Consider the following 23,653-nt stretch of genomic DNA (forward strand, 5'->3'; position numbering starts at 1 on the left):
TTGGCCAAGACGCCGGAAGCCAACATCATCAAGCTGCCCAACATCAGCGCGTCCATGCCGCAGCTTCATGAGGCCATCAAGGAGCTGCAGGGACAGGGCCACCCCCTGCCGGACTACCCCTACGAGCCGAAGAGCGACGAAGAGCGAGACATCCAGGCGCGCTACGACAAGGTCAAGGGGAGCGCCGTCAACCCGGTGCTGCGCGAAGGCAACTCCGACCGCCGTGCGCCGAAGGCCGTCAAGGCCTATGCCCGCAAGTACCCGCACCACATGGGGGAGTGGAGCCAGGCCTCGCGCAGCCACGTCTCCCACATGCACGGCGGCGACTTCTACCACGGCGAGAAGTCGATGACCCTGGACCGCCCCCGCAAGGTCAAGATGGAGCTGATCTCCAAGAGCGGCCAGGCCCACGTGCTCAAGCCCGAGGTCTCGCTGCAGGAGGGCGAGGTCATCGACAGCATGTTCATGAGCAAGAAGGCGCTGCTCGAGTTCTACGAGCGAGAGATCGAGGATGCGCGCCAGACCGGCGTGATGTTCTCCCTGCACGTCAAGGCGACGATGATGAAGGTCTCGCACCCCATCGTGTTCGGCCACTGCGTGAAGATCTTCTACAAGGACGCCTTCGAGAAGCACGGTGCGCTGTTCGATGAGCTGGGCGTCGACGTCAACAACGGCATGGCGAACCTGTACGAGAAGATCGACACCCTGCCCGAGACCCAGCGCGATGAGATCATCCGCGACCTGCACGCCTGTCACGACCAGCGGCCGGAACTGGCGATGGTGGACTCGGCGCGCGGCATCACCAACTTCCACTCGCCCAGCGATGTGATCGTGGATGCCTCGATGCCCGCCATGATTCGTGCCGGCGGCAAGATGTACGGCGCCGACGGTCGCCTCAAGGACGTCAAGGCGGTGATGCCGGAGTCGACCTTCGCGCGCATCTACCAGGAGATGATCAACTTCTGTAAGTGGAATGGCGCCTTCGACCCGGCCACCATGGGCACCGTGCCCAACGTTGGCCTGATGGCGCAGAAGGCAGAGGAGTATGGCTCACACGACAAGACCTTCGAGGTCCCGGAGGACGGTGTCGCCAACATCACCGATCTGGAGACCGGCGAGGTGCTGCTCTCCCAGAACGTCGAAGCGGGCGATATCTGGCGGATGTGCCAGGTCAAGGATGCGCCGATCCGCGACTGGGTGAAGCTTGCGGTGGAGCGTTGCCGCGATTCCGGCATGCCGGCCGTGTTCTGGCTCGACCCCTACCGCCCGCACGAGAATGAGCTGATCAAGAAGGTCCGGGCCTACCTCGCCGAGCACGACACCGAGGGGCTCGACATCCAGATCATGTCCCAGGTCCGGGCCATGCGCTACACCCTGGAGCGCGTCGTCCGCGGCCTCGACACCATCTCGGTGACCGGCAACATCCTGCGCGACTACCTCACCGACCTGTTCCCGATCCTGGAGCTGGGCACCAGCGCCAAGATGCTCTCCATCGTGCCGCTGATGGCCGGTGGCGGCATGTTCGAGACCGGCGCCGGCGGCTCGGCGCCCAAGCACGTCCAGCAGCTGCTCGAGGAGAACCACCTGCGCTGGGACAGCCTCGGCGAGTTCCTCGCCATGGGGGCCTCCCTGGAGCATCTCGCCAAGACCTTCGACAACGCGCGGGCCGCCCTGATGGCCGAGGCGCTGGACAAGGCCACCGGCGAGTTCCTCGAGCACAACAAGTCGCCGTCGCGCAAGGCGGGCGAGCTGGACAACCGCGGTAGCCACTTCTATCTGGCCCTCTACTGGGCCCAGGCCCTGGCGGCCCAGGACGAGGACGCGGACCTCAAGGCACTCTTCGCCCGCCTGGCCGAGACCCTGACGGCCAACGAGGCGACCATCCTCGAGGAACTCAACGGCGTGCAGGGACAGCCCGTGGACATCAAGGGCTACTACCATGCCGACGCCGAACTGGCGCGTGACGTCATGCGTCCGAGCAAGACCCTGAACGACGCCCTGGCGCTGGTCGCCCAGGGCTGAAGGCAGCCCCCCGAGGCGACCCGCCGCCCTTCACGGGCGGCCCCTCCGGCTCCCGTCCGCCCCTTGGCGGAGGGGAGCCGTTGCGTTGTAGCATCGGGCATTGCTCGGCGTCAGGCGCGCAGTATAGTGGGAAGACGATGAACCTTTACCTGTTGCACAAGCCCTACCGCATGCTCTCCCAGTTCACCGACCGCGGTGTCGATGAGACGGAGCGCCGCGCCACCCTGGCCGACGTCATCTCGGTACCGGACATCTACGCCGCCGGACGGCTGGACTACGACTCGGAGGGCCTGCTGCTGCTCAGCGACGATGGCGAGCTGATCCATCGCATCGCCCACCCGCGCCACAAGCAGCCCAAGACCTATCGGGTCCAGGTGGAAGGCACACCCGACGAGGCGGCCCTGCGGGCGCTGCGCGAGGGCGTCGAGTTGAAGGACGGCCTCACCCGGCCGGCCAGGGTACGCCGCCTCGACGCGAGCGGCCTGCCGGAGAGGGACCCGCCGCTGGACCCGAGGCGCCATCCGCTCACCAGCTGGCTGGAGCTGACCATCGAGGAGGGGCGCAACCGCCAGGTGCGGCGCATGACCGCCCATGTCGGCCACCCCACCCTGCGCCTGGTGCGCGTGGCCATCGGCCCCTGGCGCCTCGATGGGCTGGCCCCCGGCGAGTGGCGCCGCGAGACCCTGCACGCCCCCAAGCCGCCGGCCCAGCGCCGCCGCCCGCCGAGGAAACGCCCATGAGCCGCTGGCACCCCTTCGTCACCGTCGCCACCGTGGTGGAGCGCGCCGGGCGCTACCTGATGGTGGAGGAGCACCGCGGCGGCTCCCACACCCTGTTCAACCAGCCCGCCGGCCACCTGGAACCCGGCGAGCGCATTCGCGACGCCGCCCTGCGCGAGCTGCGCGAGGAGACCGCCTGGCAGGTCGGCATCACCGACTACCTGGGCCTCTACGTCTTCCAGGCCCCGGACGGCCAGACCTTCCACAGTCACGCCTTCTTCGGCATGGCCCTGGCCCACCTGGGCAATGATCTTGACCCGGCCATCCACGCCGTGCACTGGCTGACCCTCGAGGAGCTGGAGGCGCTGGAGCGCGAGGGCCGACTGCGCAGCCCGCTGGTCATGCGCCGCCTCCGCGACGCCCTGGCCGGCCGCTTCTTCCCCATGGACGTGCTGCACGAGCGCTAGCCGCGCTTCGCGCGAAGCTGGGAGCTGGGAGCTGGGAGCTGGAAGCTGGAAGCTGGAAGCTAAAACAGCAGGTTGCCTCCAAAGATCGGATCAAAAGCCTTCTTCCCGCTTCAGGCTTCGAGCTTCAAGCTCCAGTCAGGTATAATCTCGCCCCATTTAGCGACCCATCCAATCCGAGAGCGCCATGACAGCCACCCAAGGCAAGGTCATCGTCGGCATGTCCGGCGGTGTCGACTCCTCCGTATCCGCCCTGCTGCTGCTCGAGCAGGGCTACGAGGTCGAAGGCCTGTTCATGAAGAACTGGGACGAGGACGACGGCACCGAGTACTGCACCGCCAAGGAGGACCTGGCGGACGCCGAGGCCGTCTGCGCCAGGCTCGGCATCCCCCTGCACACCGCAAACTTCGCCGCCGAGTACTGGGACAACGTCTTCGAGCACTTCCTCGCCGAGTACCAGGCCGGTCGCACCCCGAACCCGGACATCCTCTGCAACCGCGAGATCAAGTTCAAGGTGTTCCTCGAGTATGCCGAGATGCTCGGCGCCGAGCGGATCGCCACCGGCCACTATGTTCGTCAAGGGCAGGCGCGCGGCCGTCTCGTTGGCGACGATCGTCCGCGGCTGCTCAGGGGGCTCGACGCCAACAAGGACCAGAGCTACTTCCTGCACGCCGTCCCTGAGGCCGCCATCGCCCGCACCCTGTTCCCGGTGGGCGAACTAGACAAGCCCGAGGTCCGCGCGCTGGCCGACCGCCACGGCCTGGCCACCGCGCGCAAGAAGGACTCGACCGGCATCTGCTTCATCGGCGAGCGCCGCTTCCGCGACTTCCTGAAGCAGTACCTGCCGGCCCAGCCCGGCACCATCGAGACCCCGGACGGCGACGTGATCGGCGAGCACCTGGGGCTGATGTACTACACCCTGGGCCAGCGCCAGGGGCTCGGCATCGGCGGCCTGGCCGACTACCCGGAGGACCCCTGGTACGTGGCCGGCAAGGACCTCGCGCGCAACGTGCTGGTCGCCGTCCAGGGCAAGCATCACCCGCTGCTCTACACCGACAGCCTGGCCACCGAGGCCATGGACTGGGTGGCCGGCGAGCCACCGGCGCGGGAGGGACGCCTCACCGCCAAGACTCGCTACCGCCAGACCGATGTGCCCTGCCGCTTCACGGTGGCCGAGGATGGCGGCGTCGAGGTCCGCTTCGACGCCCCCCAGCGGGCGGTGACCCCGGGCCAGTCGCTGGTGCTCTACGACGGCGACGTCTGCCTGGGCGGCGGCGTGATCCGTGACACCTGGAACGCCCCGGAGGCCAGCCGATGAACGGCACCACGCCGATCCACCGCGCCCCGGAGACCCCGGCGGCCCGCCAGACCCTGGCGCTGGCCGGGGTCTTCCAGGCCGCCGGCCTGGTCGACGACCTGGCCCGCACCGGCCAGGTCGACCAGCGCGCCTGGGACACCCTGATCCACGCCACCCTGGATACCAACCCATCCAGCTTCGAGGCCATCTACGGCGGCCATCCCAACAACCTGCGCCGCGGTCTCGAGATCCTCGAGAGCGTGCTCGGCCGCCGCCAGGCGAACCCGGTGGTGATGCGCTATGGCTTCTCGCTGCTGATGCTGATGAGCAAGCTGCGCGGCAGCGACGACATGATGGACGAGCTGGGCCGACGCCTGACGCGCATCCAGGGCCAGGCCGAGCACTTCGGCGAGACCCACGAGAACGTCATCGCCAGCCTCGGCGAGGCCTACCAGGAGACGCTCTCGACCTTCAAGACGCGCATCGTCGTCCAGGGCGACCCCTCGCTGCTGCAGAGTCGCATGATGCCCGAGCGCGTGCGCGCCTGCCTGCTCGCCGGCATCCGCTTCGCCCTGCTCTGGCACCAGCAGGGGGGGCGCCGCTGGAAGCTGGTCTTCCAGCGCGGCACCCTCAAGAAGACCCTCGACACCCTGAACTGAACCCTTTCCCTTCACGCCCACCCGGAACACGAGCCCATGCAGCCCACGTCTCTCCCCTTGACCGCCCTCACCGCCCTTTCCCCCGTCGACGGCCGCTACGGCAGCAAGGCCGAGGCCCTGCGCGAGCACTTCAGCGAGTTCGGGCTGATCCGTGCCCGGGTCACCGTCGAGGCCCGCTGGCTGCAGCGCCTCGCCGACCACCCCCGGATCACCGAGGTGCCGCCGCTCTCCGCCGAGGCCAGCGCGGCCCTGGACGCCCTGGTGCGTGACTTCTCGGTGGCCGATGCCGAGCGCATCAAGGAGATCGAGCGCACCACCAACCATGACGTCAAGGCGGTGGAATACTTCATCAAGGAACGCATCGCCGACCAGCCGGAACTGCATGCCATCACCGAATTCGTGCACTTCGCCTGCACCAGCGAGGACATCAACAACCTGTCCCACGGCCTGATGCTGCGCGAGGGCCTGGACGCGCTGCTGCCGATGATGCACCGGGTGGCCGACGAGGTGGCCCGCCTGGCCGAGGAACAGGCCGCCCAGCCGATGCTCTCGCGCACCCATGGCCAGACGGCGAGCCCCACCACCCTGGGCAAGGAGATGGCCAACGTCGCCTACCGCCTGCGCCGCCAGCTCAGCCAGATCGAGAGCGTGGAGATCCTCGGCAAGATCAACGGCGCCGTGGGCAACTACAACGCCCACCTGGCGACCTACCCGGAGGTCGACTGGGAGGCCAACGCCCGCACCTTCGTCGAGGAGCTGGGGCTGACCTTCAATCCCTACACCACCCAGATCGAGCCCCACGACTACATCGCCGAGCTGTTCGACGCCATCTGCCGCTTCAACACCGTGCTGATCGACTTCGACCGCGATGTCTGGGGCTACATCTCGCTGGGCTACTTCAAGCAGCGCACCGTGGCCGGCGAGATCGGCTCCTCCACCATGCCCCACAAGGTCAACCCGATCGACTTCGAGAACTCCGAGGGCAACCTGGGGCTCGCCAACGCCGTGCTAGGCCACCTGGCCGAGAAGCTGCCGATCTCCCGCTGGCAGCGCGACCTGACCGACTCCACGGTGCTGCGCAACCTCGGCGTCGGCCTGGCCTACGGCATGATCGCCTACCAGGCCTCGCTCAAGGGCATCGGCAAGCTCGAGGCCAACCCGGCGCGCCTGGCCGAGGACCTCGACAACAGCTGGGAGGTGCTGGCCGAGCCGATCCAGACGGTGATGCGCCGCTACGGCATCGAGAAGCCCTACGAGAAGCTCAAGGAGCTGACCCGCGGCAAGCGCATCGACCAGGCCGGCTTCGCCGCCTTCATCGACACCCTGGAGCTGCCCGCCGAGATCAAGGCCGAGCTCAAGGCGCTGACCCCGGCCAACTACATCGGCAACGCCGAGGCCCAGGCACGCCGGCTGTAAGCCGCAAGCCGGAAGCCGGAAACCGGAAGCTGGCGGCGATGGTGAGCGGCGCCGGGGGGTTCACAGCACCCTCGCACAGACCTGTCCCCGGAACAGCCGCTCCCCCGCTGCCCCGGCCAGCGACATGCTAGTATCCCGACAGGCGCCAGACGGCGCCTGTCGCCGTTTCACCCCTTCGCGAGCGCGAGTCCATGTCACCAGACGAACCCCTCACCCTGCTCGGCGGCCTCACCGCCACCGACTTCCTGCGCGACCACTGGCAGCGCAAGCCGCTGCTGATCCGCGGCGCCTTCCCCGACTTCGAGAGCCCGCTCGAGCCCGACGAACTGGCGGGCCTGGCCTGCGAGGAGAACATCGAGGCCCGCCTGGTCGAGGAGCGCGGCCCCGAGGGGCCCTGGCAGGTCAGCCACGGCCCCTTCGACGAGGCCACCTTCGCCCGCCTGCCGGAGCGCGACTGGACCCTGCTGGTGCAAGCCGTGGACCACTACGTCCCCGAGGTCGCCGCACTGCTCGAGCCCTTCGACTTCCTGCCCAGCTGGCGGCTCGACGACATCATGGTCAGCTACGCGCCGCCCGGCGGCAGCGTCGGCCCCCACGTCGACCAGTACGACGTCTTCCTGCTCCAGGCCAGCGGCCAGCGCCGCTGGCAGCTCGGCGGCCAGGTCGACGACGACGCGCCGATCCTCCACGGCATCGACCTGCGCATCCTCGAGCGCTTCGAGGTCGAGGCCGGCCAGGACTGGGTGCTGGAACCCGGCGACATGCTCTACCTGCCCCCGGCCTGGGCCCACCACGGTGTCAGCCAGTCCGCGGATTGCATGACCTTCTCGGTGGGCTTCCGCGCCCCCTCCGCCGACGAGGCCGTGACCTCCTACGCCGACTACATGGGCGAGCAGCTGCCGCCCTCGCGCCGCTACGCCGACGCCGGCATGGCGCCGCCCGCCGACCCGGCCGAGCTCGACGACGCGGCGCTTGCGCGCATGCGCGCGCTGATCCTCGAGACCCTGGACGACCCGGCCCAGCTGGCCCAGTGGTTCGGGCGAGTGATGACCCAGCCCAAGTATGTCGACCAGCTGGTGGCGAGCGAGACGCCCACCGCCCCCGACGACCTCGTCGCCGCACTACAGGACGGCGAGACGCTGGAGCGCAGCCCCGGCTCGCGCTTCGCCTGGCGTGCCCTCGACGACGACCGCGCCACGCTGTTCGTCGACGGCGACGGCCTCGAGTGCTCGGTCGAGCTGGCCCGCGCCCTGGCCGGCGGCGAGCCCGTCGACGCCGAGCTGCTGGCCTGCGCCGAGGCACCGGCCGTACTGACCCAGCTGCTCGACGCCGGCAGCCTGGCCTGGTCCTGGGACGAGGAGGAATGAGCGCATGACTGGCAGCGTCGTGATCCACGAGGGCGACTGGCAGGCCCTCGGCGAGGCGGCCGGCGAAATCCGCCGACGCGTCTTCATCGAGGAGCAGGCCGTGCCGCGGGACGAGGAGTGGGACGGCCGCGATCCCGGGTGCGTGCACTTCCTCGCCCTGGTCGATGGCCGCGCCCTGGGCACCGCCCGACTGCTGCCCGATGGCCATATCGGCCGCGTCGCCGTGCTGGCCGAGGCTCGCGGCCTGGGCATCGGCGTGGCCCTGATGGAGGCGGCCGTCGAGGCCGCCTGCCGGCGCGGCTTCACCGCGGTCGAGCTCGCCGCCCAGACCCACGCCCTCGTCTTCTATGAGCGGCTGGGCTTTCGAGCCGAGGGCGAGGTCTTTCTCGACGCCGGCATTCCGCATCGCAATATGGTCCGTCGACTGGGCGACTGAGACCTCCCCCACCCCAGTCCGGGGAAACCCGACTACAAGAATGGCCCGTTTTCGCGGCTTCCTGTAGTCGGGCTACAACGCTGCCTGCCCCCAAGGATCAATTGTTGACGCCCGCCATGCCGGGCCATAGTGGTTCCCAAGACGGGTGAGGGAGCCGCCGGACCAGACCACTCGCTTGTAGTCGCGCCCCCCGCTCCCCCACTCGCCCGGGTTCGACCAAGGCCCTAGAGACAGGCCCAAAGAACTCTACGAACCTGACAGGACTTCGCAGGTGCAGCATAAGGCCTTGCCGGATGGTGCAGCAGGCGATTCCAGCGGTGACGACGCCGCCTCCCGGTGACGCCGTCGAGACGAGATACCCCAGCGATCGAGAGGATGGCCCCATGGCAGCATTCAAAGACGAACTCCAGGCACTGACCCAGCTTCGCGAGGCCCAGCGCGGCAAGTGGGACAACATCAACCCCGAGCATGCGGCGCGCATGCGGCTGCAGAACCGCTTCCAGACCGGCCTGGATATCGCTCGCTACACCGCCCAGATCATGCGCGAGGACATGGCCGCCTACGACGCCGACAGCGCCCAGTACACCCAGTCGCTGGGCTGCTGGCACGGCTTCATCGGTCAGCAGAAGCTGATCTCCATCAAGAAGCATTTCGGCACCACCAAGCGCAGCTACCTCTATCTCTCCGGCTGGATGGTCGCCGCCCTGCGCTCCGAGTTCGGCCCGCTGCCCGACCAGTCGATGCACGAGAAGACCAGCGTGCCGTCGCTGATCGAGGAGCTCTACACCTTCCTGCGCCAGGCCGACACCTGGGAGCTGAACCACCTGTTCCGCGACCTGGAAGCGGCCAGAAACGCCGGTGACCAGGCCAGGGCCGACGAGCTGATCGCCAGGATCGACAACCACGAGACCCATGTGGTGCCGATCATCGCCGACATCGACGCCGGCTTCGGCAACGCGGAGGCCACCTACCTGCTGGCCAAGAAGATGATCGAGGCCGGGGCCTGCTGCATCCAGCTCGAGAACCAGGTCTCCGACGAGAAGCAGTGCGGCCACCAGGACGGCAAGGTCACCGTGCCCCACGAGGACTTCATCGCCAAGATCAACGCCGTGCGCTATGCCTTCCTCGAGCTCGGCGTGGAGGACGGGGTGATCGTCGCCCGCACCGACTCGCTGGGCGCCGGCCTGACCCAGAAGATCGCCGTGACCAAGGAACCCGGTGACCTGGGCGACCAGTACAACAGCTACCTGGACGGCGAGGAGATCACCTCGGCCTCGGACATCGACAACGGCGACGTGGTCATCAAGCAGAACGGCAAGCTGGTCAAGGTCAAGCGCCTGGCCTCCGGGCTCTACCAGTTCAAGCCGGGCACCGGCGAGGACCGGGTGGTGCTGGACTGCATCACCAGCCTGCAGAACGGCGCCGACCTGCTGTGGATCGAGACCGAGAAACCCCACGTCGGCCAGATCGCCGGCATGGTCAACCGCATCCGCGAGGTCTGCCCGGACGCCAAGCTGGTCTACAACAACTCGCCGTCCTTCAACTGGACCCTGAACTTCCGCCAGCAGGTCTTCGACGCCTGGGAGCAGGAAGGCCGCGACCTCAGCGCCTACGAGCGCGCCGACCTGATGAACGCCAGGTACGACGACACCGAGCTGGGCCAGCTGGCCGACGAGTGGACCCGCAACTTCCAGCGCGACGGCGCCCGAGAGGCCGGCATCTTCCACCACCTGATCACCCTGCCGACCTACCACACCGCGGCGCTGTCCACCGACAACCTGGCCAAGGGCTACTTCGGCGACCAGGGCATGCTGGCCTACGTGGCGGGCGTCCAGCGCAAGGAGATCCGCGAGGGCATCGCCACCGTCAAGCACCAGGACATGGCCGGCTCCAACATCGGTGACGACCACAAGGAGTTCTTCCACGGCGAGGCGGCACTCAAGGCCGGCGGCAAGGACAACACCATGAACCAGTTCGGCTGATCGGCGTCGAAGACGACAAGACTGGAACCCTTGGGGGAGGCCGGGCCTCCCCTTTCTTCGTTACGGGACGCGTATGGGTCAAGGGCGACCGGTTGGCCAATCCCGCACACCTCGCTAGACTCGTGACTCCACCGGAATGGCGCCCCACCGAGGTGGCGCGCCCGTGACGCCAAGGAGGTCCTGCATGAAACGTCTTCTTCCCGCCCTGATCCTGGGCACCCTGACCCTGGCCGGCTGTGCCAACACCTCGCCCTATTCGGGCAACGTGTACACCGGCAACCAGGCCAAGGCCGCCCAGAGCGTGACCTTCGGCACCATCACCGCCCTGCGGCGGGTGCAGATCCAGGCCGATAGCCGGGCCGGGGGCCTGCTCGGCGGCGGCGGTGGCGCGGTCATCGGCGGCCTGCTCGGCAACCAGGTCGGCGGTGGCTCGGGGCGCCAGCTCGCCACCGTGGCGGGCGCGCTGGGTGGTGCCGTGGCCGGCAGCAAGATCGAGGAATCCACCAATCGTATCCCCGCCTGGGAGATCGAGGTCCGCCAGGACACCGGCCAGAGCGTGGTGATCGTGCAGAAGGCCGACCAGGCCTTCCAGGTCGGCCAGCGGGTGCGGCTGGTCGGCAGCGGGTCCAGCGTGAGCGTGGTGCCCTACTGACCTTGCCGAGCCGGCCCGGGCGGCACGCCGCCCGGGCGACATGACGACAAAGGCCCGCGGAGCGCTCCGCGGGCCTTTGTCATTGTCGAACGATCACCGCGGCGCCGGCCGCCGGGGCGCGCCGGCCTCAGTGCTGGTCGACCTTGTTCATCGCCCAGCCGCCCAGCTTGACGAGGACCCAGCCGATCAGGCCGATGAGGATCAGGGTCAGCAGCAGGTCCACCGGACGCACGATGGCGGTGGCCCCCAGCACGGCGATGGCCGGGCTCCACACCCAGCGGTCATCCTCGCTGCGCAGCACGGCGGGCAGCAGCTTGCTCAGCAGCGCGCTGACGGAGGCCTCCCAGCGGGACAGGCACAGGAAGAGGATCACGGCGAAGGCGATCAGCCAGATCAGGGTCACGGTCATGGCGGTCTCCAGCAGGGACATCGATGGCAGGTGGGAAAAGCGAATTCAGCAAAGGGTATCCCTGCCGGCAGAGGCACGCAAGCACGCGGCGAGAAGTGAATATCGCTCAGGATACGCATTCTCAACCTGAAAATTGTCCCTCGCCCCTGACAGCTCCCCGGATGCCACGTTACCATGCGCTCTTACATGCACTCACCAAAGGTTCATCAATGCAGATTGCGCAGAATTCCGTTGTCGCCTTCCACTACACCCTGACCAACGATGCAGGTGAAGTGCTGGACAGCTCGGAAGGCCGCGAGCCGCTGACCTACCTCCACGGCGCCGGCAACATCATTCCGGGTCTCGAGAAGGAAATGGAAGGTCGTGCGGCAGGCGACAAGCTCCAGGCGAAGGTCTCGCCGGAGGAAGGCTACGGTGAAGTCCAGCCGCAGCTGGTGCAGGAAGTTCCGCGCGATGCCTTCCAGGGCGTCGAGAACGTGGAACCGGGCATGCAGTTCCAGGCGCAGACCCAGGGCGGCCCGCTGATGGTCACCGTGACCCAGGTCGAGGGCGATACCGTCACCGTCGACGGCAACCATCCGCTGGCCGGCCAGATCCTGAACTTCGACGTCGAGATCGCCGAGGTTCGCGAGGCCAGCCAGGAAGAGATCGAGCACGGTCACGTCCATGGCGAGGGCGGTCACGAGCACTGATCGCTGGTCACGGCAGATCGCGGCGGTCCGGCCGCAGATCACGCAGAGGGGGCAGCCAGTGGCTGCCCCCTTTTGCATCCCGCGCCTGGCCGGCCGACGCCGGAGGCGTCCCGTTCAGCCGGCCTTCCCCGGCAGCGCCTTGAGGGTGGCGTAGCCGCCCCACAGGCGCATCGCGGTGGTGACCAGGCAGGCCGCCGCGAACCCCAGGGCCAGGACGGGAAAGCGGCCCGGCCACAGGCAGAAGGCCACCAGGGCGAGCACCGTCTCGGTGCCCTCGGTGAGGCCATGCAGGTAGTAGAAGGCCTTCTGCGGGAAGCGCGGCCGGTCCAGCCCGTGCCGGGCGGCCATGATCGCGAAGGCCAGAAAGGAGCTGCCGGTGCCGATGAAGGCGAACAGCAGCACTGCGGCGGCCAGGGCATTGGCGGCCGGGTCGGCCAGGGCGAAGCCCAGCACCACCGCGGCGTAGAAGACGAAGTCGAGGCCGATATCCAGGAAGCCCCCGGCGTCGCTGGCGCGATGCGTGAGCCGCGCCAGGGCCCCGTCCAGGCCGTCACCGAGCCGATTGACCAGCACCGCCACCAGGGCCCAGCCATAGGCCTCCCCGGCCAGCAGCGGCAACGCCAGCATGCCGACCAGGAAGGCCAGGAGGGTGACCTGGTCGGGCCGCACGCCGGCGACGGCCAGCCAGCGGGCCAGACGCAGCAGGGGGCGCTGGATCAGCGGCATGGTCCAGCGATCGAACATCAGACCTCCCGTTCCCGGTTCGACGGCTGACGCTCGCCGCGACGCCAGGTGAAGTAGCGTGCCAGCAGCGCCAGCAGGCGCTCGGGCTTGTGGGCATTCTTCCAGGCGCCGGCGGTGGCCTTGACCGCCTCGGAGCGGGTCGGATAGGGATGGATGGTGCCGAGCAGCTTGTTGAGGCCGATGCCATGGGTCATGGCCAGGGTGAACTCGGCCAGCATCTCCCCCGCCCCCTCGCCGACCAGGGTCGCCCCCAGGAGGCGGTCCTTTCCCGGCACCGTCAGCACCTTGACGTAGCCCTCGCGATGGCCGTCGGCGATGGCGCGATCCAGCTCGGCCAGCGGGTAGCGCGTGACCTCGCAGGCGATGCCGCGCGCCAGGGCCTCCCGCTCGTTGAGACCGACCCGGGCGACCTCCGGGTCGGTGAAGGTCACCGCCGGCAAGGCCCGGTAGCTGACCCGGAAGCGCTTGAGTTCGCCGAACAGGGCGTTGACCGTGGCATGCCAGGCCTGGTGGGCACTGGCATGGGTCAGCTGGTAGGGACCGGTGACGTCGCCACAGGCCCAGACGTTGGGCAGCACCGACTGCAGGGTCCCGTCCACCGCCAGGGTGCCGTCGGGCCGCGTCTCCACCCCCAGCGCCTCCAGGCCCAGGCCCTCGACATTGGCCTGGCGACCCACGGCCACCAGCAGGCGGTCGAAGGGCAGCGTCAGCGAACCGGCCTCCCCCACCCCGTCGCCGGCGACCTCCAGCCCATGGCCCTGCCCCGCGGTCCCGGCCACCACGCGCACCGCCCGGCAGCCCAGACGCACCTCGACGCCCGTCTCGTGCAGACCGGCCTCCACCTCGCCGGCCACGTCCCGGTCCTCCCGGGGCAGCAGCTGGTCGCCCATCTCCACCAGGGTGACGCGGCTGCCCAGGCGCGCAAAGCTCTGGCCGAGTTCGCAGCCGATCGGCCCGCCGCCGAGGACCAGCAGCCGACCGGGCAGGGCCTCGAGCCGCCAGAGGTTGTCGGAGGTCAGCACCTCGATCGCCTCCAGGCCCGGCAGGGGCGGGACCCGCGGCCGGGCGCCGCTGGCGATGATCACGTGCCGGGTGGACAGCACCCGCTCGCTGGCTCCCTCCCGAATGCGGATCCGCCAGGGATCCTCGAGGCGCGCCTCCCCCGTGATGACCTCCACGCCCAGGCCCTCGTAGCGCTCCCGGCTGTCGTGGGGCTCGACCTCGCGGATGGCGGCATGGACATGCGCCATCACCGCCGGGAAATCGACCACCGGCGCCTCCGCCCGGATCCCGTAGCGTGGCGCCCCGCGGATCTCGTCGGCGACCCGGGCCGCGCGGATCAGCGCCTTGGAGGGCACGCAGCCGGTGTTCAGGCAGTCGCCGCCCAGGCGATCGCGCTCCACCAGCGCCACCTTCGCCTTGACCGCGGCGGCGATATAGCTCGCCACCAGTCCCGCCGAGCCGCCGCCGATCACCACGACATCGTGGTCGAAGCGGATCGGCCGGGCGAAACGCCGCGCCAGCCGGCGACGCTTGGCGACGGCCACCAGGCCCCGGGCGATCCAGGGGAAGAGCCCGACCAGCACGAAGGAACCGATCAGCCCCGGCGAGAGGATGCCCGCCAGCGATTCCAGTTGGCCCAGCTCACGGCCGGCATTCACGTAGACCGCCGTGCCCGGCAGCATGCCCAGCTGGCTGACCCAGTAGAAGGTGGTCAGGCGCATGCGCGTCAGACCCATCACCAGGTTGATGACGAAGAACGGGAACAGCGGAATCAGCCGCAGGGTGAAGAGGTAGAAGGCGCCCTCGCGGCGGATGCCGGCATTGATGCGCTCGAGCTGGGGGGCGAAGCGCCGCTCCAAGGGCTCCCGGGCCAGGGTCCGGGCGATCAGCGCCGCCAGGGTGGCGCCCAGGCTGCTGGCGAAGGAGATCAGCAGCAGCCCCCAGCCGAAGCCGAACAGGGCACCACCCAGCAGGGTCAGCAGGGTCGCGCCGGGCAGCGACAGGGCCGCCATCGCCACGTAGGTGATGAAGAAGCCACCGGCCACCGTGACGGGGTCCTCGGCCAGCCAGGCCTGGAAGCGGGCCTGCTCGGCCTTCAGGGTGTCCAGGGTCAGCAGCTGGTCGGCCCCGCTGAGGAAGAACGCCACGAAGGCGAGGGCGATGAGGCTGAGCAGTATCAGGCGTCGCTTGGTCACGTCGGTCACTCCCTGTGCATCCTGGATCGGGGCATCGCCCTGGGTCGCGACGACGTCGCCATCCTTACAGCCTTGTTTGAACAAGGCTTGTACGGAACCCTTGCACTGTTCGCGGTATCGAATCTACCACCCCCAACGACGTGGAGCGACACCATGCCGAGCAAGTCAGCCAGCCCCTTGCTGGGGGCGATCGTCCTCGCGGCGGCCCTCGGCCCCGCCGCCCTGGCCGCCGACACCGAGAGCGCCGTCTTCGCCGGCGGCTGCTTCTGGTGCATGGAACAGGCCTACGACAAGGTCGAGGGGGTGGTCGAGACCACCTCCGGCTTCAGCGGGGGCCAGGTGGAGAACCCGACCTACGAGCAGGTCTCCGCCGGAGGCACCGGCCATATCGAGGTGGTCAAGGTCGACTACGACCCCGACGCGGTCGACTACGCCACCCTGCTCCACGTCTTCTGGCGCAACATCGACCCCTTCGCCGTGGACCGCCAGTTCTGCGACGAGGGCCACACCTACCAGAGCGCCCTCTTCCCCGTGAACGACGCCCAGCGCGAGCAGGCCGAGGCCAGCCGCCAGGCCGTGGCCGAGCGCTTCGACCAGGACATCGCCACCGAGATCATCGATTTCGAGGCGTTCTACCCTGCCGAGGACGAGCACCAGAACTTCTACGAGGAGAACGCGCTGCGCTACAACTTCTACAAGTCGGCCTGCGGGCGTTCGGAGCGGCTCAAGGAAATCTGGGGAGACGAGGCCGAGGCCAGCGGCCCCCACTGAGCCGCGGCATCACTCGGTCACGCCAGCCGGTCCGACAGGCTCGGGCCCGGGGTGCCTCCCGGATCGGTGCGCAACAACGGCCCCAGCCAGCGCCCCCAGCCCGAAGGGCGCCTCCGCCAGGCGGAAGGCGATGTAGCGGTACTGGTTGATGAACAACGGGAAATTCAACCCGCCGAGCAGCCCTTCGTCGACTCCGTGCTGACCCAGCGCCGAGGCGCCGGGGTCAACCCTCGCCGCTGGTCAGGGTGCTGGGCTCGAGGCGCCTCGCCAGGTGGACGGTATCCAGCGGCCGGCGGGCCTGCCAGTAATGGCGTCGCCAGTAGCGGTTGTCCAGGGAGGAAAGCTTGACGCCACGCGAGGTGGAGGCATGCAGGAAGCGGCCCTCGCCGACGTAGATGCCGACGTGGCGACTCACCCCGGGCGGCCGGAAGAACACCAGGTCTCCCGGCCTCAAGGCGTCCCGCGCCACCGGCTCACCCTCGTACACCTGCTGCCGGGTCGTGCGCGGCAGCGGGAGGCGGAAGGTGTCGGCGAACACGTGCTGCACCAGGGCCGAGCAATCGATGCCGCGCCGGGTGGTGCCGCCCAGTCGATAGGGGGTGCCCAGCCAGCGCTTGTGCTGGGCCATCAGGGCACGGCGGATCAGCGCCGGCGGCGGATTGCGCAGCCCCCGGGCGGCGAGAATGGGGTTGTCGACCGGCGACATCCGCGGCCCGCGATCGAGCCCCGGCAGGTCCCGGGCGAAGTAGTCTTCCGCGGGCTCGGGGCCGCCACCGGAGGCGGCACAGCCGGCCAGCAGAGTCAGTGACAGCACCGCCAGGAGGTGACGACTTGATCTCGGGCCTCGCATCCCTGCTTGCACTCCTCTCTTTACGCCTCCACGCATGCGGGTCCCGCGGCCGGGCAGGCACTGGCCGCATGATAGCCATCCCGGGGCGCACTGACGAGCCCCCTCAATGCAGCTGGCGGCCGTCGCCGGGCAGGGTGTCCACATGCATCGGCGCCCAGTGCCGGGGCCGCGCCCCGGGGAAGTCGAGGCTCGCCCAGGGCCCGGCCAGTGGCGGGGCGGCGGCCAGCCAGCTCACCAGGGCCTGGCGGAAGCCGGCCAGGAAGGCCTCGCGCTCCACCGTCTCGCCCATGAAGAAGGAGAAGCCGGCGTAGAGTCCCCGGGCATACTCCTCCCAGCCGCCATAGTGCTGGGCGGCCAGGCCATGGGCGCGTTCCAGCAGCTCGAGGAAATCCCCCTCGCCGAGCCAGCCCAGCTGACGGCCGGCGATCGCCAGGTCCACCGCCTGGGCCAGGTCCCAGGCGGCCAGGTCCAGGTCGTTGCAGCCGTCCTCGTCGTCGCGCACGCGCTGCAGGCGCAGCAGGTGATTGCGCTCCTCCTCGGCACACTCGCCGGACTCCAGGGTGGCGATCTCGGAGGCCAGCCGCCCCGGGTTCAGGGTATAGGGGGCATAGTTGATCTGGTACTCCTGGCGATCCCCGACCTCCAGCAGGTAGCTAAGGAAGTCACCGAGCTCGGCCGGCCCATGCAGGCCATAGTGGCTATCGACCCACTCGCGGATGGAGCCGCACTCCCGCTCGCTTTCCGCCTGGGGCAGGCTCCAGGCGGCGCTGTTCAGCGGGCCCACCAGGGCCATGGCGGTGAAGTGCGTCAGGTTCGGGCGAGGCCCCGGCTCCTGCCACTCCCGGGGCCGCCAGTCCAGCCAGTGGAAGAGGCTGCCCGGGTCGTCGAGGTGCCAGCGGATCTCGTCGACCAGCGAGGGCTGATCGGGGTCGGGCAGCAGCGCCTCCCAGTGGGCCCAGGCCGACAGCAGGCGACGGGCATCCGGGTAGAAGCGGCACAGCGAGCCGTGCAGCGCGGTGGCCAGCACCGCCAGTCGCTGGCCGTCGAACGACCCGCTGTCCATGGCCATCTGCAGGTGGAAGGCATACTTCTCGGCCATGTGGATGGTCGCGGCGTGGCGGCTGGCGCGCCCCAGGGCGTCGCGACCGGCGAGATCGGCCGGGGCGGCGTGGCCGAAGGGGGTCTGGGCCGGCGGCAGGATGCCGTGGGCGGCGTCCGCGGCCAGCTGGTTGAGATGGTGGGCCTGGGCCGGCAGCCAGTAGCGCGCCAGGGCCTCGGCCCCCTCGTCGGCATGCAGGTCGAGGGTCTCGGCGAGATAGCCCCGGGCCTCCTCACGGCGTGCCGGCGGCAACGCCGGGTCGATGCCCTGACGCCCCGACAGCTCGGGTTCGCGCACGGCGGCCAGGGCCAGCACCCAGTGGCGGGGATCCCGGCGCCAGGCGCGCATGGCCGAGCGTGAGGCCTCCAGGGTCGCCTCGTCGACCAGCTCCTGCAGGGGAGGCTTCCAGGGACTCACCGGCGACTGCAGCAGCAGCGCCCAGTCGGCGGCCAGCTCGCCGAGCCGGTCGTGGCCCTCGAAGAGGCTGCGGCCACGCTGGTAGGCCCGGGCCAGGGCCGACCAGTCGCTGTAGCGTCGCATCACCAGGTCCGCCCCGTGCGCCGCGAAATCGCGGGCCTCCGTCTCGTCGAGCCAGCCCAGGCAGGCGCCGGCCCAGGCGAGGTCGACCAGTCGCAGCCAGTCCCAGGCGGCCCACTCCAGCGGCTCGCCCCGCTCCACGAAGCCCAGCAGCACGCGGCCCGCCGCGACCTCCTGGGGCGCGAGCCCCTCGAGCCAGGCCTGCCGCTCGGGGTCGCCGGCCGACAGCAGGCGAGTGGCATCGAGGTCCCAGGCCTGCCGGTCGCCCTGGGCGGCCAGCCACAGCAGCACGCGGATCAGCTCCTCGCGACCGGTGACCTGCCAGTCCTCCGACAGCCAGGCCGCCAATCCCTGCCAGTCGTGGGGCGAGGCCGGCAGCTCCAGCACCGGGGAGAAGGCCGCCCGCAGTCGCCAGGGCTGCTCCTCGGGGGCCTCGGGCCACAGCACGAGGGGGCGACGGTTGACCACCAGCCACTCCCGCAGCAGGTCCCAGGTCACGCCCTCCCCCTCGTGCTCGAGGGTCGCCAGGGCCTCGCACGCCTCGCTGAAGCCGTCGTCGCCGCGCACCCAGCCCTCGACGCTGCGCGCCCGGCACAGGGCCGCGAGCCAGTCGTCCAGTTCCGGGTGGTGGGCGCTGATATCCTCGGCCAGGCGCTGGGCCCAGTCCCGGGCCCGGGATTCGCTGAGCCAGCCCGCCGCCCCGCCCAGCGCCGTGACCTCCAGCGCCGACAGCAGCCGCGCCGGGTCGGGATCGCCGATCCCCAGGGCCTCGAGCAGTCGCCAGCCCAGTTCGCCGCGGTCGACGACGCCCAGGTTCCCCAGGCGGGCCACGGCCACCTCGGCTTCCAGCGTCAGGGGGTCGGGCGCGAAGGCCCAGTCACACAGCACCAGCTGCTGGGCCCACCAGGCATTCAAGGGATCGACCAAGGCTCACCTCGCCATACTTCCGGATCGGGTAACGGACGCACCCAGCATGCTCGGGAAACGGCACTGGGACGCCACACACAATAATTCGGCGACATAGTGTAACGGAAAGCGGCGGCTCGCGCCGATGCCGTGGAGCGCTTCACGACGAAAGGCCGAGACCGTGGGCTTGGCGTTTTGTTTTAAATAATGCACACTCGTCAAACAACATAACCACCCCGAGTCGGAGAGCCCATGCACGCCGAATCCGAGCTGTTGATCGACAAGGCCTACGTCGCCGGCCAATGGCGCGACGCCGAGCGCCGCTTCCCCGTCACCGACCCGGCCACCGGCGAGGTCCTGGCCGAGGTCCCCGACCTCACCGCCGAGGACGCCCGGGCGGCCGTGGCCGCCGCCGAGGCCGCCTGGCCGGCCTGGCGGCGCCAGACCGCCAAGCAGCGCGCCGCCCTGCTGCGCGGCTGGTTCGAGCGCATCATGGCCCACCAGGAACCCCTGGCCCGGCTGATGACCCGCGAACAGGGCAAGCCCCTGGCCGAGTCCCGGGGCGAGGTGGCCTACGGCGCCAGCTTCGTCGAGTTCTACGCCGAGGAGGCCAAGCGCGTGGCGGGCGAGACCCTGCCGAGCCACGGCGCCGACAAGCGCATCCTGGTGTTCCGCGAGCCGATCGGGGTGGTCGCGGCGATCACCCCCTGGAACTTCCCCCTGGCGATGATCACCCGCAAGTGCGCCCCGGCGCTGGCCGCCGGCTGCCCGGTGGTGATCAAGCCGGCCGAGGCCACGCCGCTGACCGCCCTGGCGCTGGCCAGGCTGGCCGAGGACGCCGGCTTCCCCGCCGGGGTCATCAACGTGGTGACGGCCTCGCGGCCCGCCGAGATCGGCGAGGTGCTGACCACCGACCCGCGGGTGCGCAAGGTCTCCTTCACCGGCTCCACCGCCGTGGGCAAGCGGCTGCTGACCCAGTGCGCCGGCACCGTCAAGAAGGCCTCCATGGAGCTCGGCGGCAACGCGCCCTTCATCGTCTTCGATGATGCCGACCTGGATGCCGCGGTGGAAGGTGCGGTGGCCTCGAAGTTCCGCAATTCCGGCCAGACCTGCGTGTGCACCAACCGCCTGCTGGTCCAGGCCGGTGTCTATGAGACCTTCCTCGACAAGCTGGCGGCCCGGGTGGCCGAGCTCCGGGTGGGCAACGGCCTCGACGAGGGCGTGGTCCAGGGCCCGTTGATCAACCAGGCGGCGGTGGACAAGGTCCGCGACCATATCGCCGATGCCCTGGCCAAGGGCGGACGCCTGGTCTGTGGCGGCGAGCCCCACGCCCTGGGCGGGACCTTCTTCCAGCCCACGGTGATCGGCGAGGTGACCGACACCATGCGGGTCGCCACCGAGGAGACCTTCGGCCCGCTGGCGCCGGTGTTCCGCTTCGAGCGTGACGAGGACGCCGTGGCCATGGCCAATGCCACCGAATTCGGCCTGGCCGCCTACTTCTATGCCCGCGACTACCGGCGCATCTGGCGGGTCATGGAGGGCCTGGAATACGGCATGGTGGCGGTGAACGAAGGCCTCCTCTCCACCGAACTCGCGCCGTTCGGCGGCGTCAAGGAATCGGGCCTGGGGCGTGAGGGATCGCACCACGGTCTGGACGAGTACACTGAACTAAAATACGTCTGTGTCGGCGGCCTGTAATCGCCCGCAACGCTTTTCCCAACTGGAGACAACCCATGACGAACGCCCAACTCAACGAGCTCAAGCAGCGCTATGTCGCCAGCGGCGCGGCGAGCCCGGCCACCCAGTTTGCCGACCGGGCCGAGAATGCCCTAATCTGGGATGCCGACGGCAATCGCATCATCGACTTCGCCGGCGGCATCGGGGTGCTCAACATCGGCCATCGCCATCCCAAGGTGGTCCAGGCGGTCAAGGACCAGCTCGACCGCGTGATGCACACCTGCCAGACGGTGATGCCCTACGAGGGCTACGTGAAGGTGGCCGAGAAGCTCAGTCAGGTCACCCCGGTACGCGGCCATGCCAAGGTGATGCTGGCCAACTCCGGGGCCGAGGCCCTGGAAAACGCGGTCAAGGTCGCCCGCGCGGCCACCGGCAAGAACAACGTCATCTGCTTCGATGGCGGCTACCACGGCCGCACCTTCATGACCATGGCCATGAACGGCAAGGTCGCGCCCTACGCCACCGACTTCGGCACCATGCCGGGCAACGTCTTCCGCGCGCCCTACCCGGTCCCCTATCACGGGGTCAGCGAGGACGAGGCACTGCGCGGCCTGAAGATGGCCCTGAAGACCGATGCCAACCCCAGGGACACCGCGGCGATCGTGCTCGAGCCGGTGCTCGGCGAGGGCGGCTTCTACCCGGCGCCGGCCAGCTTCCTCAAGGCAATCCGCGAGCTCTGCGACGAGCACGGCATGCTGATGATCGTCGACGAAGTACAGTCCGGCTTCGGGCGCACCGGCAAGATGTTCGCCATCGAGCACAGCGGCGTGGAACCGGACATCATCACCATGGCCAAGAGCATGGCCGACGGCATGCCGATCTCCGCGGTAGTGGGCACCGACAAGCACATGGATGCCTCCGGCGGCAACTCCCTGGGCGGCACCTACACCGGCAGCCCGGTCTCCTGTGCCGCCACCCTGGCGGTGCTCGAGGTCTTCGAGCAGGAAGGCATCCTCGAGAAGAGCCAGGCGCTGGGCGACAAGCTGGCCGAGCGCTTCGCGACATGGCAACAGGACTTCGACTGCGTCGACAATGCCCGCAACATGGGCGCCATGGCCGCCATCGACCTGGTCGCCGACAAGGCCGACCACACCCCGGATGCGGACCTGGCCGGCGCCCTGTGCAAGAAGGCCCGCGAGAAGGGGCTGATCCTGCTGTCCTGCGGCCTCCACGGCAACACCATCCGCTTCTTGATGCCGGTCACCATCGAGGACGAGATCCTCGAGGAAGGCCTGGCCATCATCGAGCAGTCCCTCCAGGAGCTGGTGGGCAGCAAGAGCGCCGCCAGCGCCTGACCCCCGCGCCCGGGGCCTCGCCCCGGGCCTGTCCCCTGCACGGCCGGGCGCGCTCAGGGCGCGTCCGGCTCCCCGCCGGCCAGATGCTCGGCCATTTCCGTCACCCCGATGCGCCGTCCCGCGATGTAGAAGAGCTCGTCTCCCGGGTGCACCAGGGCATCATCGTCGGGGTTCAGGGTCGGATGCAGCTCCCCCGCCCGACGAATGGCGATCAAGGCGGCGCGACAGCGCGCGCGCAGCCGCGCGGCCAGCCGGTCGACCCGCAGTGGTCCCGTCACGCCGTCGAGCCGGGTCGAATACTGGGTCTGCGCCTGGTCGACATCGACCAGCTGGCGCAGCACCTCCTCGCTGCCCGGATCGATCGCCGCCTTGACCAGCATCTTCTGGTGGAGCGAGGGAATCACGTTGACCTTGGGGCAGTGGGTCTCGAGCAGGCGCCCCACCATCTGGTTCTTCACGTAGGCGGTGATGATGCAACGCTCGGCGACAATGGCCGCCAGGTGCATGCACACCAGGTTGGTCTCGCTGTCGTCCTCCACGTCGACCACCACCAGGGCGGCATCCTTGACCGAGGCCCGCTCGTAGAGGCTCTCGTCGCTCAGGGTGGCGGCCCGAAAGTACTCCACCCCCTGTTCGAGGAAGGGGTTCTTGGCCGGCGCGGCCTCGTCCACGCAGAGCGCCAGCAGCTGCCCTTCCCGGGCCTCTTCCCGGACCTGGGCGACCAGCGATTCGGTATAGGCGTTGAAGCCGACGATGACGATGTGATCCTGCTGCATGATCGATTGCTCTCCGTAGAGGCGCTTGGTGAACTGGGAGATGACGGAGGCCGAGGCCTTGCCGAGCAGGGTGGCGAACAGCCCGATCCCCGCCGGGATGATGAACAGCGCGACCATCAGCTGCCCGGCCGGGGTCACCGGCGAGGCATCGCCGTAGCCCACGGTGGAGACCGTCACGATCATGTAGTAGAGGAAGGCCGTCGGGGAGGCGACCAGCGCCTGCTCGCCGGTGACCGCCAGGCCCGCATAGGCGAGCAGCAGGTAGGCGAGCAGCAACAGTCCGAGTAGCCCCCAGCCCATGTCGGCGATGCCGCGTATCAGGGCCGTGCTGATCCGTTTCAACAGGTACATGCGTTCCTCATTGGCGCTCCCCTCGCCGGCCCCGGACGTCCACTGGTCGGGCGCTCGTTCGCTGCCCATGCTAACGCCCGCGACCGGGCTTGTCGCGCGATCGGGACTGTCACCCAGGGCTATCGCAGTTAGTCGGGGCTGATCCGTCGACAGGCCTAGGAGGGGGCGCTGTGAACCCCTCCCTGGGCGCTACCGACGCCATCCTTGGCGTAGGACCCCCTCTACGACCTGTCCCCTGCGCCCCTCGCCACCCAACTGCGATTGCCCTGGACTG

20 protein-coding genes are annotated in these 23,653 nt (G+C 69.3%); 14 read left to right on the plus strand and 6 right to left on the minus strand.

The features are described from left to right. The 10 genes from QWY76_RS10140 to QWY76_RS10185 all read left to right on the plus strand — a co-directional run. Positions 1 to 2,022, plus strand: a 2,022-nt coding sequence (locus QWY76_RS10140; protein WP_290311064.1) for an NADP-dependent isocitrate dehydrogenase, incomplete at its 5' end; no start/stop codon positions are given. A 137-nt stretch (positions 2,023 to 2,159) separates the two neighbouring features. Further along, positions 2,160 to 2,762, plus strand: a complete 603-nt coding sequence (locus QWY76_RS10145; RefSeq protein WP_290311066.1) for a pseudouridine synthase — start codon at positions 2,160 to 2,162, stop codon at positions 2,760 to 2,762. Further along, entirely contained in the window at positions 2,759 to 3,208 is a 450-nt protein-coding gene (locus QWY76_RS10150; RefSeq protein ID WP_290311067.1) for an NUDIX domain-containing protein, read from the plus strand. The genes QWY76_RS10145 and QWY76_RS10150 overlap by 4 nt, the downstream gene beginning before the upstream one ends. A 184-nt stretch (positions 3,209 to 3,392) precedes the next feature. Beyond that, positions 3,393 to 4,523 carry a tRNA 2-thiouridine(34) synthase MnmA gene (gene mnmA, locus QWY76_RS10155; RefSeq protein WP_290311068.1) on the plus strand — a complete coding sequence of 377 codons (1,131 nt, stop codon included), beginning with the start codon at positions 3,393 to 3,395 and terminating at the stop codon, positions 4,521 to 4,523. Beyond that, positions 4,520 to 5,161 carry a high frequency lysogenization protein HflD gene (hflD, locus tag QWY76_RS10160; RefSeq protein ID WP_290311069.1) on the plus strand — a complete coding sequence of 214 codons (642 nt, stop codon included), beginning with the start codon at positions 4,520 to 4,522 and terminating at the stop codon, positions 5,159 to 5,161. The genes mnmA and hflD overlap by 4 nt, the downstream gene beginning before the upstream one ends. Positions 5,162 to 5,197: 36 nt before the next feature. Beyond that, entirely contained in the window at positions 5,198 to 6,577 is a 1,380-nt protein-coding gene (gene purB / locus QWY76_RS10165; RefSeq protein ID WP_290311070.1) for an adenylosuccinate lyase, read from the plus strand. Between the two features lie 191 nt (positions 6,578 to 6,768). After that, positions 6,769 to 7,944 (plus strand): ribosomal protein uL16 3-hydroxylase, encoded by a 1,176-nt coding sequence (locus QWY76_RS10170; RefSeq protein ID WP_290311071.1) that lies wholly within the window; start codon positions 6,769 to 6,771, stop codon positions 7,942 to 7,944. 4 nt (positions 7,945 to 7,948) lie between these two features. Continuing rightward, positions 7,949 to 8,380 carry a GNAT family N-acetyltransferase gene (locus tag QWY76_RS10175; RefSeq protein ID WP_290311072.1) on the plus strand — a complete coding sequence of 144 codons (432 nt, stop codon included), beginning with the start codon at positions 7,949 to 7,951 and terminating at the stop codon, positions 8,378 to 8,380. 383 nt (positions 8,381 to 8,763) lie between these two features. Further along, positions 8,764 to 10,362, plus strand: coding sequence for an isocitrate lyase (locus QWY76_RS10180; protein WP_290311073.1), 1,599 nt, complete (start codon positions 8,764 to 8,766; stop codon positions 10,360 to 10,362). Between the two features lie 184 nt (positions 10,363 to 10,546). Then, on the plus strand, positions 10,547 to 11,014 hold the full coding sequence (locus QWY76_RS10185; protein WP_290311074.1) for an outer membrane lipoprotein: 468 nt from the start codon (positions 10,547 to 10,549) through the stop codon (positions 11,012 to 11,014). A gap of 127 nt (positions 11,015 to 11,141) precedes the next feature. Here the strand turns inward: QWY76_RS10185 and QWY76_RS10190 are convergent, their stop codons facing one another. Beyond that, entirely contained in the window at positions 11,142 to 11,423 is a 282-nt protein-coding gene (locus QWY76_RS10190; protein WP_290311075.1) for a hypothetical protein, read from the minus strand. Between the two features lie 209 nt (positions 11,424 to 11,632). On the opposite strand from QWY76_RS10190, the gene QWY76_RS10195 reads away from it, so the two are divergent. Next, the gene (locus QWY76_RS10195) at positions 11,633 to 12,115 is read left to right on the plus strand and encodes an FKBP-type peptidyl-prolyl cis-trans isomerase (RefSeq protein WP_290311076.1); all 483 of its coding nucleotides are present in this window, start codon (positions 11,633 to 11,635) and stop codon (positions 12,113 to 12,115) included. Positions 12,116 to 12,229: 114 nt separating this feature from the next. On the opposite strand, the gene QWY76_RS10200 is transcribed toward QWY76_RS10195, so the two are convergent. Next, positions 12,230 to 12,859 (minus strand): CDP-alcohol phosphatidyltransferase family protein, encoded by a 630-nt coding sequence (locus tag QWY76_RS10200; RefSeq protein WP_290311077.1) that lies wholly within the window; start codon positions 12,857 to 12,859, stop codon positions 12,230 to 12,232. After that, positions 12,859 to 15,057, minus strand: coding sequence for a dihydrolipoyl dehydrogenase family protein (locus QWY76_RS10205; protein WP_290311078.1), 2,199 nt, complete (start codon positions 15,055 to 15,057; stop codon positions 12,859 to 12,861). Before QWY76_RS10205 ends, QWY76_RS10200 begins: the two co-directional genes overlap by 1 nt. 153 nt (positions 15,058 to 15,210) lie before the next feature. Between QWY76_RS10205 and msrA the strand changes: the two genes are divergently transcribed. Beyond that, on the plus strand, positions 15,211 to 15,828 hold the full coding sequence (gene msrA, locus QWY76_RS10210) for a peptide-methionine (S)-S-oxide reductase MsrA (protein ID WP_290311080.1): 618 nt from the start codon (positions 15,211 to 15,213) through the stop codon (positions 15,826 to 15,828). Between the two features lie 223 nt (positions 15,829 to 16,051). Here the strand turns inward: msrA and QWY76_RS10215 are convergent, their stop codons facing one another. Both QWY76_RS10215 and QWY76_RS10220 read right to left on the minus strand, forming a co-directional pair. Continuing rightward, on the minus strand, positions 16,052 to 16,678 hold the full coding sequence (locus QWY76_RS10215) for a C40 family peptidase (protein WP_290311081.1): 627 nt from the start codon (positions 16,676 to 16,678) through the stop codon (positions 16,052 to 16,054). A gap of 103 nt (positions 16,679 to 16,781) precedes the next feature. Next, positions 16,782 to 19,241 (minus strand): DUF1266 domain-containing protein, encoded by a 2,460-nt coding sequence (locus QWY76_RS10220; protein WP_290311082.1) that lies wholly within the window; start codon positions 19,239 to 19,241, stop codon positions 16,782 to 16,784. Positions 19,242 to 19,472: 231 nt separating this feature from the next. On the opposite strand from QWY76_RS10220, the gene QWY76_RS10225 reads away from it, so the two are divergent. Then, a complete protein-coding gene (locus QWY76_RS10225) occupies positions 19,473 to 20,918 on the plus strand; it encodes an NAD-dependent succinate-semialdehyde dehydrogenase (protein WP_290311083.1) in 1,446 nt (481 codons plus the stop codon). Positions 20,919 to 20,953: 35 nt separating this feature from the next. After that, positions 20,954 to 22,252: a 4-aminobutyrate--2-oxoglutarate transaminase gene (gene gabT, locus QWY76_RS10230; protein WP_290311084.1), complete on the plus strand. Its 1,299-nt coding sequence runs from the start codon at positions 20,954 to 20,956 to the stop codon at positions 22,250 to 22,252. 53 nt (positions 22,253 to 22,305) lie between these two features. Here the strand turns inward: gabT and QWY76_RS10235 are convergent, their stop codons facing one another. Further along, complete coding sequence (locus QWY76_RS10235; protein ID WP_290311085.1) at positions 22,306 to 23,379, minus strand: ion channel; 1,074 nt, start codon at positions 23,377 to 23,379, stop codon at positions 22,306 to 22,308. Between the last annotated feature and the right edge of the window lie 274 nt (positions 23,380 to 23,653).

Origin of the sequence: Halomonas maura (genome assembly GCF_030409305.1) — a bacterium.
Taxonomy (GTDB): domain Bacteria; phylum Pseudomonadota; class Gammaproteobacteria; order Pseudomonadales; family Halomonadaceae; genus Halomonas; species Halomonas maura.

Coding starts and splice junctions, on each gene's coding strand:
- QWY76_RS10145 (WP_290311066.1), top strand. CDS start 2,160: ATGAACCTTTACCTGTTGCACAAGCCCTACCGCATGCTCTCCCAGTTC.
- QWY76_RS10150 (WP_290311067.1), top strand. CDS start 2,759: ATGAGCCGCTGGCACCCCTTCGTCACCGTCGCCACCGTGGTGGAGCGC.
- mnmA (WP_290311068.1), top strand. CDS start 3,393: ATGACAGCCACCCAAGGCAAGGTCATCGTCGGCATGTCCGGCGGTGTC.
- hflD (WP_290311069.1), top strand. CDS start 4,520: ATGAACGGCACCACGCCGATCCACCGCGCCCCGGAGACCCCGGCGGCC.
- purB (WP_290311070.1), top strand. CDS start 5,198: ATGCAGCCCACGTCTCTCCCCTTGACCGCCCTCACCGCCCTTTCCCCC.
- QWY76_RS10170 (WP_290311071.1), top strand. CDS start 6,769: ATGTCACCAGACGAACCCCTCACCCTGCTCGGCGGCCTCACCGCCACC.
- QWY76_RS10175 (WP_290311072.1), top strand. CDS start 7,949: ATGACTGGCAGCGTCGTGATCCACGAGGGCGACTGGCAGGCCCTCGGC.
- QWY76_RS10180 (WP_290311073.1), top strand. CDS start 8,764: ATGGCAGCATTCAAAGACGAACTCCAGGCACTGACCCAGCTTCGCGAG.
- QWY76_RS10185 (WP_290311074.1), top strand. CDS start 10,547: ATGAAACGTCTTCTTCCCGCCCTGATCCTGGGCACCCTGACCCTGGCC.
- QWY76_RS10190 (WP_290311075.1), bottom strand. CDS start 11,423: ATGACCGTGACCCTGATCTGGCTGATCGCCTTCGCCGTGATCCTCTTC.
- QWY76_RS10195 (WP_290311076.1), top strand. CDS start 11,633: ATGCAGATTGCGCAGAATTCCGTTGTCGCCTTCCACTACACCCTGACC.
- QWY76_RS10200 (WP_290311077.1), bottom strand. CDS start 12,859: ATGTTCGATCGCTGGACCATGCCGCTGATCCAGCGCCCCCTGCTGCGT.
- msrA (WP_290311080.1), top strand. CDS start 15,211: ATGCCGAGCAAGTCAGCCAGCCCCTTGCTGGGGGCGATCGTCCTCGCG.
- QWY76_RS10215 (WP_290311081.1), bottom strand. CDS start 16,678: ATGCGAGGCCCGAGATCAAGTCGTCACCTCCTGGCGGTGCTGTCACTG.
- QWY76_RS10225 (WP_290311083.1), top strand. CDS start 19,473: ATGCACGCCGAATCCGAGCTGTTGATCGACAAGGCCTACGTCGCCGGC.
- gabT (WP_290311084.1), top strand. CDS start 20,954: ATGACGAACGCCCAACTCAACGAGCTCAAGCAGCGCTATGTCGCCAGC.
- QWY76_RS10235 (WP_290311085.1), bottom strand. CDS start 23,379: ATGTACCTGTTGAAACGGATCAGCACGGCCCTGATACGCGGCATCGCC.